Origin of the sequence: Streptomyces sp. SLBN-8D4 (assembly GCF_049739545.1) — a bacterium.
GTDB lineage: Bacteria > Actinomycetota > Actinomycetes > Streptomycetales > Streptomycetaceae > Streptomyces > Streptomyces canus_C.
Window position 1 is genome coordinate 9,318,665 of sequence record NZ_JBMGQC010000001.1, and the last position, 12,309, is coordinate 9,330,973.

Below are 12,309 nucleotides of genomic sequence, written 5' to 3' on the forward strand. Positions count from 1 at the left end.
TTTCGTACGCGTCGAGACTAGACCACGCCGAACGAAACGGCAACGTTTCGCTAGAGGGGTGGATGTCCGGACGGCCCCGACTGCATGTCTTGACCGGCATATAACTGGCGAGGCATATTGGGTTCATGTCCGACGCCCTGCTCTGGACCGCCCTCGCCGACCCGCACCGGCGGGCCATCGTCGCGCTGCTCCTGGAGCGGCCCCGGCCCGTCGGGGAGATCGTGGAGGCGTGCGGACTGAGCCAGCCGGGCACCTCGAAGCATCTCAAGGTGCTCAGGGAAGCGGGCCTGGTCCGGGTACGGCAGGACGCGCAGCGGCGCGTCTACGCCCTGGACCCGGGCCCGATCGCCGAACTGGACGCCTGGCTGGCCCCCTACCGCAAGCTCTGGAACACGAGCCTGGACGCCCTGGGCGACCGCCTCGACGAGACGGCGCCGGACACCCCCGAGGAACCCGCCCCGAAGGACTGATCCACCATGGCCGCAGACCTCACCGGCACCTACCTGACCCTGGACGACGGACGCCCCGCCGTCCGCTTCAGCCGCACTTACGACCACCCCGTCGCCCGCGTCTGGCAGCTCGTGACCGACGCCGACGAACTCGCCCACTGGTTCCCGTCCCGCGCCGAGATCGAGCTGCGCCCCGGCGGCACCGTCAAGTTCAGCGGCGACCCCCACATGGAGGACTCCACGGGCCGGGTGCTCGCCGTCGACGAACCCCGGCATCTGTCCCTCGAATGGGGCGGCGACGAGCTGCACTTCGACCTGGAGCCGGTGGACGAGAAGCGGACGCGCTTCACGCTCACCAACGTCCTGACCGCCGCCGACACCGCCGCCCGCAACGGCGCCGGGTGGGAGGTGTGCCTGACCGGCCTCGACGCACGGGTCCGCGGCGAGCACCGGGACGGACCCCCGTGGAAGGAGCTCTATCAGGCGTACGTCGACGCGGGAGTGCCCTCGGGGGCGCCGGTCCCCGGCATGGACTGACCCCTCACGCCATCTGCCGCCGCACCAGCTCGTGCAGCCGCCCGCCCGTGTCCGCGAGGAGCTGCGCGGGCGGCCCCTGCTGGGCGACCTTGCCGTTCTCCATCACGATCACGCGGTCGGCGTCCAGCACCGTGGACAGCCGGTGGGCGATGACGATCCGGGTGGCGTTCAGGGCCTTGGTGGACTCGATGACCGTGCGCTGGGTGTCGTTGTCCAGGGCGCTGGTCGCCTCGTCGAAGAAGAGGATCCGCGGCCGCCGGATCAACGCCTGGGCGATCATCAGCCGTTGACGCTGGCCCCCGGAGATCGCCCCGCTGCCCGAGACGATGGTGTGCAGCCCCATCGGCATCCGCTGGATGTCCTCCGCGAGCCCCGCCATCGCGGCCGCCGCCATCGCCTCCTCGGGCGTGTAGGGCTCGGTGCCGCAGATGACGTCCAGGATGGAGCCGGTGAAGGGCTGGGCGTGCTGGAGGACGACACCGCACTGCCGGCGCACCGCCGACTGGTCGAGGGCGGCCAGGTCCTGGCCGTCGTACAGGACACTCCCCGAGACCGGCCGGTCGAAGCCGATCAGCAGCCTGAGCAGGGTCGACTTGCCGCAGCCGCTCGGGCCGACGATCGCCACGAACTCGCCCGGCCGGATCTCGAAGGACACGTCGTCCAGGATCAGGGGGCCGTCGTCCGAGTAGCGGAAGGAGAGCCTGCGGGCCTCCATCGCCCCGGTGAGGAGTCCCGGCCGGGTGCTCGCCGTGCGCACCTCCGGCTGCGCCTCCAGGACCGGCTTGATCTCCTCGAACAGGGGGAGCGCGGCCACCGCCGAGACGAAGGCGCCGGTGAGCTGGGTGACCGCGGTCAGCAGCATCGTCACCGAGGTGTTGAAGGTGAGGAACTCCGCCGCCGACATCGAGCCGCGCGCCGGACCCGCGAGCAGCATGAACATCAGCAGGGTGCACAGCGGGAGGTAGACCGAGCCCATCACCGAGGTGAGGTTCTTGATCCGGCCCACCTTCTGCTGGAGCTCGCGGCTGCGGGCGAACTCCGAGGCCCAGGCCGCGTACGCGTAGTTCTCCGCCGCCGCCACCCGCAGCTTGGGCAGACCGCGCAGCGTCTGGAACGCCTGGTTGTTCAGCTTGTTGCTCAGCACGACCAGCCGCCGCTGCCAGCGCACCTGCCACAGGCCGAGGCCGAGGAACCCGGCGGCGATGACGACGAGCATGCCGATCGCCGCCATCGCCATCGGGACGCTGTACCAGAACAGCAGTCCCAGGTTCATCGCGCCGATGGTCACCGACTGGGCGACCGTGGGGCCGATGCCCGCCATCATCCTGCGGATCGAGCTGATCCCCATGGCCTGGCTGGCGAGTTCGCCGGTCGAGCGCTCGGTGAAGAACTTCGTCGGCAGCCGCAGCAGCCGGTCCCACACCGCGGGTTGGAGGGTCGCCTCGATACGGCCCTCCAGGCGCAGCATCGTGAGGTTCTGGAGCAGCATGAAGGCCGCCGTCACCACACCGCTGACCATCACGGCCAGACACACCTGCACGATCAGAGCGGTCTGCGCCCTGGGCACGAACTCGCCGAGCACCTTGCCGGTCGCGATGGGCACCAGCGCGCCGATCGCCACCGTGACCAGGCCGCTGAGCAGCAGGTTGGTCACATCGCCACCGGTGCCGCGCATGCTGAACCGCAGCAGACCGAGGGGGCTCAACTTCCGGTCGGGCAGCGGGCGGTAGAACATCACCGCGCGCGGTTCGAACTCCTCCGCGTTGTCCTTCTCTATCGGTGTCTCACGGCCCGTCGCCGGATGGACGGCCACATAGCCGCCGCGCCGCCACAGCAGCGCGACCGGCGCGCCCGACAGGGCCCGGTGACCGACCAGCGGGCCGATGTTGTCCCGCCACCAGGGGCCGTCCAGGCGTACGGACCTGATGCGGACGCGGGAGGCGAGGGCGATGCGCTCGACCGGGTCGAGGCGGTCGCTCTCGGTGCCGCTCTGGGCGTTCTCGGCGAGCGGGATCCCGGCCGCGTCGGCGACCAGCTTGCACGCGGCGTAGCTGGCGTCCGCGTCGGCGGTCGTCGCGCGCTGCTTGGACCTGCCGATGGACGCCAGCAGGGTCCGGTCGGCCTGGGCGCGCACCGCCTCACCGGCCTTGATACCGGCGGCCGTCCGGGTCTCGTGGGTGCGCTCCAACTGCTCGATCCAGCGGTCCAGCGTGGTCAGCAGCCGGTACTGCTGGTCGACCATGGACTGCCAGACCGCCGGGTCCATCAGCAGGTCGGCGGCCGCCTCGGCGCCGTAGAGCGAGCCGTACTGCACGCTGCCCGGCGGCACCTGCATCCAGAAGACGTCGTCGTCGGTCGGGGCGGCGGCCCGCTCGTCGGCCATCGGCGCCTGGAAGAGGATCGACAGGCTCCGGCCCACACCGAGGGCCAGGGCGTACTCCAGCGGGCTCGTCGTCGGCGGCACGTACTGGGGGTTGCCGTACTCGTCGTACGACCAGGTCTGGGTGTGCGCGGGCTCGTACAGTTCGCGCAGGCCGATGCGGTGGACGACGCAGTCCCGCAAGGGCCGTGCCACCAGGGTGTGTTGCGGGCCGGGCACCGGGCCGAGCAGCAGCGCGCCGGGCTCCAGACGGCCCAGGTGGTGCCAGTGGCCCTGCTGTTCGGCGTCCACCGCGAACAGGTCCACCGCGCCCGACACGACCAGCCACAGCACCTGCGGCCCTTCGAGGTCGATGCGGTTGAACCCCGCGCAGTCGATGCGCGTGCCCATCTGACCGAGGGAGGTGAGGACCACGTCCCCTTCGTGTGCGGTAGTCATCTCACCGTTCCTTGACCAGCGCCGCGTACGCGCCGCCGCGCGCCACCAGCTCCTCGTGCCGCCCGCGTTCCACGATCGTGCCGTGCTGGAGTACGACGATCTCGTCGCTGTCGCGCACGGTGCTGAGCCGGTGCGCGATCACCACACAGGCGCAGCCGCGCTTGCGGAGGTTGTCCATGACGACCTGCTCGGTCTCCGCGTCCAGCGCGCTGGTGACCTCGTCGAGGACCAGGATGCTGGGCCGGCGCACCAACGCCCGTGCGATCTCCAGGCGTTGACGCTGACCGCCGGAGAAGTTGCGGCCGTCCTGCTCGACCCTGCTGTGGATGCCGCCGGGCCGCCGCATGACCACGTCGTACAGGGCCGCGTCCCGCAGCGCGTCCACCACGGCGTCGTCCGGGATCGACGGGTCCCACAGGGCCACGTTGTCACGGACCGAGCCCTCGAAGAGGAAGACGTCCTGGTCGACGAAGGACACCGAGGCGGCGAGCGCGCCGCGCGGGATGTCGTCCAGGCGCCGGCCGTCGATGCGGATCACGCCCTCCCAGGGCGCGTACAGCCCCGAGATCAGCCGGGACACGGTCGACTTGCCACTGCCCGAGCCGCCGACCAGCGCCACCTGCTGGCCCGGGCCGACGGTCAGGTCGAAGCCGGTGAGCAGCGGCTTGTCGAGCGGGTTGTAACCGAAGGTGATGTTCTGCAGCTCGACATGGCCGTGCAGCCGGCGGGTCGAGTCGCCGGCGCCGGGACGGCCGTAGAGGGGGTCGGCCTTGAAGTTCTCGACGTCCTTCAGGCGGGCCACGTCGGCCGCGAAGTCCTGGATGCGGCCCGCCACGCCGTTGAGGCGGGTGATCGGCGCGGTGAAGCGGGTGACCAGGGCCTGGAAGGCGACCAGCAGGCCGACGGAGATGCCGCCCTCGATGGCCCGCATGCCGCCGATCCACAGGATGAGCGCGCTGTTGAAGGTGGCCAGCATCGGCGCGACCACACCCAGCCAGGCGCTCGGCACCCCGAGCCGCTGCTGCTCCTCCAGCGTGGTGGCGTGCTGGCCCGCCCACTTGCGGAAGTAGCCGTCCTCACCGCCGGTCGCCTTCATCGTCTCGATCAACTGAAGGCCGGTGTAAGCCGTGTTGGTGAGCCGGGCGCTGTCGGCACGCAGCTTCGCGGTACGGGTGGAGCGCAGCCGGATGACGACCCGCATGGCCACCACGTTGAGCAGGGCCACACCGATGCCGACGTAGGTGAGCTGCGGGTCGTAGGTGTAGAGCAGGATCGCGTACAGGACCACGACCACGGCGTCGACGCCCGCCGCCGCGAGGTCGCGGGCCAGGGTCTCGGCCACCTGGTCGTTGGACTGCAGGCGCTGGACCAGGTCGGCCGGGCTGCGCTGGGAGAAGAACGTCACCGGCAGGCGGAGCAGGTGGCGCAGGAAGCGGGCGCTGGAGAGCGTCGAGGAGATGATGCGGCCGTGCAGCAGGTTCGCCTGCTGGAGCCAGGTCAGGGCGAGGGTGAGGGCCACGCAGGCCCCCATCGACGCGAACAGCACGCCGAGCAGCGAGGTCTGCCCGCCGATCAGGAACATGTCGATGTAGGTGCGGGAGAGCGCGGGAGTGGCCGCGCCGACCAGCACCAGCAGCAGGCTCGCGAGGACCGCCGCCGGCATGGTGCCCGCGGTGCCGCGCAGCCTGGCCGGCATCGCGCCGAGGACGCCCGGCTTGCGGCCGCCCCGGGTGAAGCCCTCGCCGGGCTCCATCACCAGGACGACACCGGTGAAGCTGCCGTCGAAGTCCTCCATGGGGACGAAGCGGCGGCCCTTGCCGGGGTCGTTGATGTAGACCCCGCGGCGGCCGAAGCGGCGGCCCATGCCGTCGTACACGACGTAGTGGTTGAACTCCCAGAACAGCACGGCCGGCGTCTTCACCTCGGCGAGCGCGGCCGTGTCCATCTGCATGCCCTTGGCCGTCAGGCCGTAACTGCGGGCCGCCTTGAGGAGGTTGCTGGCGCGCGAGCCGTCCCGGGAGACACCGCAGGCGATGCGCAGCTCCTCCAGCGGGACGTGCTTGCCGTAGTGGCCGAGGACCATGGCGAGGGACGCGGCGCCGCACTCCACGGCCTCCATCTGGAGGACGGTGGGCGTGCGGACCGTCTTCGCCTTCCCCGTGGGGACCGGCCGCTTGGGCGGGGCGGAGCGGCGCCTGCTGCGGGTGTCCTGTGCGGTGCTCACGGCAGCAGCCAATCGACGGGGCGCTGATCGGCCAGCCGGATCGAACCCGAGGCCACGGTCATGGAGGTGAGGGCGAAGGGAGGACCGTCCGCGGAGGACCACTGGTAACCGCTCTTCGTGCCCTTCGACTTGTCCAGCTTCACCAGGACCGCGACGGGACGGCCGCCCTTGGTGAACTGCTCACCGAGCTGGCTGTCCCCGAGGAAGGCGGCGATCTGCTGGGCCGACTGGGCCGAACGGTCCACCGACTTCACATGGCCGCGCAGCACCCCGTACTCCTGGGTGGGCACCGAGGAGACGGTGAGGTCCACGGCCGCGTCATCCGGTATGGAGGCCGCGTTCTCGGCGGGCACGTACACCGTGGCGTACAGCGGATCGGAGGTGTGGGCGACCTTCTCCACCGCGGCGACGTTCGCTCCGGTCGAGATGATCTGACCGATGGTGGCCGCGAGGGCGGTGACCCGGCCGGCCGCCACCGTGCGGACGACGGTGTCGCCTTGCGACGTACGGACCTTCAGCACCGGGGAGTCGGCGGGCAACTGCTGACCCTCCTTGGCGATCACCTGGGTGACCTGGCCCGCGACCGGGCTCTGCAGGATGTAACTGCCCTGCCCGTGCGTGAGGATGGCGGGCGCGCTCACCGTGGAGGCCACCGAGCCGGTCACCGCCCACACGGAGGCGGCGGCCATCACGACCACCGTCACGGACATCACGAGCCAGCCCTGCGGGCGGGCGAAGCGCACCGGAAGGTCGAGCTCCTCCGGTGACTGGAGCTTGGCGAGGGCCTGTTGGCGGAACTGCACGGTCTTCCCTCACCTGCGAAAGCGTGCGAATTGCTACGCATGCTGCCAATGACAAAGGACCGGCTCGCGCGAGCCGGCCGGACTACGACACCCAAGAGTCCCGGAACCGCCGGTTTGCGGCTCCGGGACGGGTCGACCACAAGACAGTGATCAGATCACGAAGAATGTGATCAGAGACCAGCGACCAGGCCGGTGACCGGGGCGGTGTTCAGGCCGGTGACACCCTCGACCGTGCCGACGGCCGTGTTGACCAGGCCGGAAACCGGGGCAACGCCGTCCACCAGGCTGGTGACGGTGCCGAGGGCGTTCAGCTGCAGGCCGCCGGAGACGTTGTCGAGGTCGGCGTCCGAGATCTCGACGGTCTCAACCTGGGGGGTGGAGTTCATGATGGAACTTCCCTTCGTATGGGTATTTCACAAGGGGGGAGCGGCCCCCTCTGGGGACAGTGACGGCCGCAATCGCATGGCGCCGGATCCCGTTTCCGGGAAACCCAACGACCCTGCGGTGCGATGGATCAAAGCACGCTGCGGCTCCGCCCTTCCAATTAACCAGCGGTCTCACCAGGGCACTTGAGTCACAGAAGCCTCCATCCGTGCAGGCGTGCGCACGCCTTGGTGCCGACTTCTTCACATGTGACGTCACGGCGGCGTGAAGCGGCCTTTGTTGTCGTCGTGGCGAATGCGACACACCTCGCCAATGGCATGGGTGCGGGTCCGCGCTTGTGCAGAACTCCCGCTTGCGGTGACTTGGTTGCGCATTCGATGTGCAGATTCGCTGAAGGGAGGATTCGAGGCGGTGTTCACAACGGACCGCTGTCGACCGATTGCTGAGCGTGTCAGTCCAGAAGTGCATAGACCGTGCTCGCGCGGGCCGCGAGGTCGCCCGTCGCAGAGTCGGTCATCGTGATGTCGGCGAACGCCATGCGGCGGCCCAGCTTGGTGACGACCGCCCTGATCAGGACATCGGAACCGGTCACCGCCCGCTGGAAGTTCGTGGACTGCTGCACCGTCGTCATCGGTCCGTAGGCGCCCCGGGCCGCCGAGACGGCGATCACGGTGGCGGTGTCGGCGGCGGCCATCAGAGCCTGGCCCGACAACGCGCCGCCCTCCCGAGCCAACCGCTGTGACCAGGGCAGACGCAGCACCGCATGGTCGCCGCCGAGCGTCTCGACCGTCAGGCCGAGGTCGAGGACCCAAGGGGCGAAGCTGTCGGCGAGGACCTTGTCGGCTTCGGCGGGCGTCATCGTCATATGGGGGATTGTTCCCGCCCGCCGCCCGCCCGGCACGAGCCGTGGCCGAATAGGCGTGGCAACCGGTGCGTAAAGAAACGGCATTGAACGCCCCGCGCACACCGTGCGTACCCATGGCCATCCAGGCGCCCCGAACAACCGACTGCCGTACGGCGGTCACAGACTCCGGTCCCCCAGGAGGTCGAGAAGTTTGAGTCACAAGCGAATTCCGAAGCGCAAGGCCGCGTTCGCGGCAGGCACCGTGGTGGCGCTCGGCGCCGCCGCGATTCTGCTGCCCAACGCCAACGCGTCCCAGGACGGCTCGTCGAACGACGCGGCGGCCATCGCGCCGAAGACTCTGAAGGCGACGGACGCCTCGGACCTCGCCTCGCAGCTCCAGAAGGCGCTGGGTGACGCCTTCGCCGGGTCCTACTACGACGCCGACAGCCGACAGCTCGTCGTGAACGTCATATCCGGCGACAGCAACGTCGTCGTCCAGGCGAAGAAGGCCGGCGCCAAGGTCCGCGAGGTCGACAACAGCCTCACCGAACTGGCGGCCGGCGCGAAAACCCTGAAAGAAGAGGCCACCATCCCGGGCACCGCCTGGGCCGTGGACCCGCGCACCAACAAGATCCTGGTGACCGCCGACAGCACGGTCACCGGCGACAAGTGGAACACCCTCGAGTCGACCGTGAAGAGCCTCGGCTCCGGCATGGCGACCGTGAAGAAGTCGGCCGGCACCTTCAAGACCTTCGTGTCCGGCGGTGACGCCATCTTCGGCGGCGGCGCCCGCTGCTCGCTCGGCTTCAACGTCACCGCGGGCGACGGCAGCCCCGCCTTCCTGACCGCCGGTCACTGCGGGGTCGCGGCCAAGCAGTGGTCGGACACGCAGGACGGCCAGCCGATCGCCACCGTCGACCAGGCCACCTTCCCCGGCGACGGCGACTTCGCCCTGGTCAAGTACGACGACCCGGCGACCCAGGCACCGAGTGAGGTCAACGTCGGCGGCGGCCAGACCGTCGCGATCAGCCAGGCGGCGGACGCCGAGGTCGGCCTCCAGGTCTTCCGGATGGGCAGCACCACGGGCCTCGCCGACGGCCAGGTCCTCGGACTCGACGCCACCGTGAACTACCCCGAGGGCACCGTCACCGGCCTCATCCAGACCGACGTCTGCGCCGAGCCCGGCGACAGCGGCGGCTCGCTGTTCACGCAGGACGGCTCGGCGATCGGCCTGACCTCCGGTGGCAGCGGCGACTGCACGGTCGGCGGCGAGACCTTCTTCCAGCCGGTCACCACCGCCCTCCAGGCGGTCGGCGCCACGCTCGGCGCGGGTGACGCGGCTGGCGGCGCGGGCGACCAGGCCGGTGCCGGTGCCGGTGCCGGTGCCGGTGGTGAGGCGGGCGTCGGCGGCGACGCCAGCGCGAGCCCCGGTGGCGAGGCGGGCGCCGGTGGCGACGCCAGCGCGAGCCCCGGTGGCGAGGCCGGCGCGGGTCAGGAAGTCGGCGGCGACCAGGCCGGCGGTGACGTGATCGGCGGCGAGGAGGCCGGAAACGGCCAGGCAACCGGCAACGGCCAGGCGACCGGAAACGGCGCCGGCGATGCCACGGGCGACGCCACGGGCCAGTCGCACAACTGACCGCTCGGGTCCGGCACCACACCGTGAACCGGCCGCGTCGGCAGCGGCCCCCCCCACACCCTCCGCTGCCGACGCAGGCCATAAGACCACCTCCCGGCCACCCTGCGGTTCCGGCCCGGGAGGTGCAACGGTCCGGCCCTCCGGCGGGAGGGCCGGACCGGCGCGCTCTCCGGCAGACCGGGCGGTGTGTGGGGGACCGCCGTGTCAGCCGTCCGCCCGCAGCAACAGCAGCGCCACGTCGTCGATCCGCTCCCGCGCGGCAGCGCTGCGGCGGACGAGCTCGTCGGCCAGCTCGTCGAGCGGACGGTCACCGGCCTCGGCGAGCTGCCGTCCCAGTTCGGCGAGCGCGTCCTCGATGTCGACGCCGGGAGACTCGATCAGGCCGTCCGTGTAGAGGACGAGGACGGAACCGGGCGCGAGCTTCACCTCCGTCGTCGGGTAGACGGCCGAGCCGTCGATGCCCAGCAGCGGGCCTCCGGCCAGGTCCAGCACCCGCACCCGGCCGTCCGGCCGCCGGAGCAGCGGCGGTGGATGCCCCGCCCGGGCCATGACCACCCGCCCCCGCTCCGGATCGAGCCGCAGGTACAGGCAGCTGGCGAACAGCTCGGCACCGAGGTCGATCAGCAGCCGGTTGGTCGAGCGCATGACCTCCTCCGGACTCTGGCCGACGGTCGTGTACGCCCGTACCGCCGTCCGGATCTGCCCCATCAGCCCGGCCGCCGTCACGTTGTGGCCCTGCACGTCCCCGATCACGGCGGCCGCCAGCCCGGAGACCGGCACCAGGTCGTAGAAGTCGCCGCCGATGTCCATGCCCTGAGTGGCCGGCAGATAGCGGGCCGCCGCGTCGATGCCGGGCAGCGACGGCAGGGTGTGCGGCAGGAGGGCCGCCTGGAGACCGTGCGCCAACTGGTGCTTCACGTCGTACAGGACGGCCCGCTCCAGCGCCTGCGCGATCAGTCCGCCCAGACTCGTGAGCACCGCCCGCTCGTCCGCGGGGAAGGGATGCCGCTCGGCGTAGGCCAGCACACAGGTGCCCACCGGGCGGCCGGAGGCGATCAGCGGCAGATAGGCCCAGGCCGCGAACCCGTCGGGGGTGGCGTGCCGTATCGGATACAGGCGCTCCAGCTCTTCCCTGGAGTCGAAGAACGCCGGCGCCCCGGTGTTCAGTGCATGGGTGCCGGGCGTCGGTTCGGTCAGCGGCATTCCGTCGAACCGTTCCACGACCCGTGCGTCCGGATACCCGCGGTGCCCGAGCACGCGCAGCCGTCCGGCCCGCGAAGCGAGCATCACCACCGCCTGGCTCCCCACCGCCGGGACGACCTCGTCCGCCACCAGCTGCACCACGTCCTGCACGCCCACCGCCTCGGTCAGCGCCCCGGCCAGGCTCAGCACCTGCGAGATCGTGACCAGCCGGGACGGCGCGTCCCCGGGCTGCGGACCCGCCCGGCTCATCTCCGCCACCGCCCGCGCCCGGCTGACCCGGACGCTCAGCCCGGTGGTGCTCGGGTACAGCCGGAACGACAGCCAGTCCCCGGGCGGCCGCAGCGCCACGAACGACGTGCTGTGCTGGCTGAGCAGCGCGGCCCGGTAACGGTCCTCGTACACAGGGTCGTTGAGCCAGGGTGCCGCCGCCCACAGCTGCGAGCCCAGCAACTGGGAGGCCGGGACGCCGATCAGCTCGGCCGCCGCGGCGTTGGCGAAGGAGATCCGCCCGTGCAGATCGAGCGAGCACAGCCCGTACGGCAGCCGCGCCACCATCCGCGCCGCCTCGACCGTGCCCAGCGTCCCGGCCGCGCCGCCGACCTGGGCCGAGGCCAGCAGATCGGGTTCGGCGTGCGGCGACACGCTGTCCTCCACCGCCCGTTCCAGCCGCACCGCGAGCCGCCCGCAGGCGGCCGTCAGATGGTCCCTCTCCCGGTCGGTCAGCTCCGGGGGGTGCGAACCGGGCCAGGTCACGAAGACCGCGCCGTACACCTTGGACGAGGTCGCCACCGGCACCGCGGCCAGCGCGAAGGGGTAGGGCAGCACCACGGCGATCCGCGGATAGCGGCGCGCCATCTCGTGCTCACCGCCCACCCACACCAGCCGCCGCTCCCGCACCGCCTCCGCCACCGGGATCGGCGCGCTCAGCCCCACCCGCTCCCAGGGCGCCGCGAACGCCCGCGGCAGGCCCGCCATCACCGCCATCTCCAGTACGGGTTCGTCGGCGGCCATGAGATACACGGCTCCGGAGTGGGCGTGCACCTCGTCCATCATCGACGCCAGGGCGAGGGAGAGCAGCGGCCGTCCCACCCGGGTGCGGGCGCTCGCCGGCGCCGGGGACGTATGCCCGTCGGACACGCCGACCACCTCCTCGCACGGGCGCGGCCCGGAAGGAGCGCGGGCCGCTGTCGCACGCCGGGCCCCCAAGGATCAAATCTCCACCCTTACGGAGCGTCCCGCACGGCGAGCGTTTCCGGGTGCGGGCACACGAGTGCCCACGTGACGGCGAGGACGGCCGTGTACCCCCTCGGCCCCGGCCCATGCCCCCACAGTCGAAGCGCGACACGGCACACGGGCGCCGTTCGTGCGCCCCCGCGCACCCTGATGGCCAATTCTTCGCGCCCGAGGTCGG

The 12,309-nt window shown here is 71.3% G+C and carries 9 protein-coding genes; 3 read left to right on the forward strand and 6 right to left on the reverse strand.

The window, feature by feature from the left end; translation table 11 throughout:
* Positions 1–125 precede the first annotated feature (125 nt).
* Positions 126–470 carry an ArsR/SmtB family transcription factor gene (locus RKD20_RS42295; RefSeq protein WP_424882364.1) on the forward strand — a complete coding sequence of 115 codons (345 nt, stop codon included), beginning with the start codon at positions 126–128 and terminating at the stop codon, positions 468–470.
* 6 nt (positions 471–476) lie between these two features.
* A complete protein-coding gene (locus RKD20_RS42300; protein ID WP_424882365.1) occupies positions 477–986 on the forward strand; it encodes an SRPBCC family protein in 510 nt (169 codons plus the stop codon).
* Positions 987–990: 4 nt separating this feature from the next.
* Here RKD20_RS42300 and RKD20_RS42305 read toward each other — a convergent pair whose 3' ends face one another.
* From RKD20_RS42305 to RKD20_RS42325, 5 genes are all read right to left on the reverse strand, one after another.
* Positions 991–3,804 (reverse strand): NHLP bacteriocin export ABC transporter permease/ATPase subunit, encoded by a 2,814-nt coding sequence (locus RKD20_RS42305; protein ID WP_424882366.1) that lies wholly within the window; start codon positions 3,802–3,804, stop codon positions 991–993.
* Position 3,805: 1 nt separating this feature from the next.
* Positions 3,806–6,028 (reverse strand): NHLP family bacteriocin export ABC transporter peptidase/permease/ATPase subunit, encoded by a 2,223-nt coding sequence (locus tag RKD20_RS42310; protein WP_424882367.1) that lies wholly within the window; start codon positions 6,026–6,028, stop codon positions 3,806–3,808.
* Positions 6,025–6,831, reverse strand: coding sequence for an HlyD family efflux transporter periplasmic adaptor subunit (locus RKD20_RS42315; protein ID WP_424882368.1), 807 nt, complete (start codon positions 6,829–6,831; stop codon positions 6,025–6,027). The genes RKD20_RS42310 and RKD20_RS42315 overlap by 4 nt, the downstream gene beginning before the upstream one ends.
* A gap of 170 nt (positions 6,832–7,001) precedes the next feature.
* The gene (locus RKD20_RS42320; protein ID WP_020134776.1) at positions 7,002–7,217 is read right to left on the reverse strand and encodes a hypothetical protein; all 216 of its coding nucleotides are present in this window, start codon (positions 7,215–7,217) and stop codon (positions 7,002–7,004) included.
* A gap of 449 nt (positions 7,218–7,666) precedes the next feature.
* On the reverse strand, positions 7,667–8,080 hold the full coding sequence (locus tag RKD20_RS42325) for a PaaI family thioesterase (RefSeq protein ID WP_424882369.1): 414 nt from the start codon (positions 8,078–8,080) through the stop codon (positions 7,667–7,669).
* A gap of 190 nt (positions 8,081–8,270) precedes the next feature.
* Between RKD20_RS42325 and RKD20_RS42330 the strand changes: the two genes are divergently transcribed.
* Positions 8,271–9,695 carry a S1 family peptidase gene (locus RKD20_RS42330; protein ID WP_424882370.1) on the forward strand — a complete coding sequence of 475 codons (1,425 nt, stop codon included), beginning with the start codon at positions 8,271–8,273 and terminating at the stop codon, positions 9,693–9,695.
* Positions 9,696–9,899: 204 nt separating this feature from the next.
* Here RKD20_RS42330 and RKD20_RS42335 read toward each other — a convergent pair whose 3' ends face one another.
* On the reverse strand, positions 9,900–12,044 hold the full coding sequence (locus RKD20_RS42335) for a SpoIIE family protein phosphatase (protein ID WP_424882371.1): 2,145 nt from the start codon (positions 12,042–12,044) through the stop codon (positions 9,900–9,902).
* Positions 12,045–12,309: the final 265 nt, after the last annotated feature.

Bases quoted from the DNA above. Each gene is read 5' to 3' on its own strand.
- RKD20_RS42295 (WP_424882364.1), top strand. From the start codon at position 126: ATGTCCGACGCCCTGCTCTGGACCGCCCTCGCCGACCCGCACCGGCGG.
- RKD20_RS42300 (WP_424882365.1), top strand. From the start codon at position 477: ATGGCCGCAGACCTCACCGGCACCTACCTGACCCTGGACGACGGACGC.
- RKD20_RS42305 (WP_424882366.1), bottom strand. From the start codon at position 3,804: ATGACTACCGCACACGAAGGGGACGTGGTCCTCACCTCCCTCGGTCAG.
- RKD20_RS42320 (WP_020134776.1), bottom strand. From the start codon at position 7,217: ATGAACTCCACCCCCCAGGTTGAGACCGTCGAGATCTCGGACGCCGAC.
- RKD20_RS42325 (WP_424882369.1), bottom strand. From the start codon at position 8,080: ATGACGATGACGCCCGCCGAAGCCGACAAGGTCCTCGCCGACAGCTTC.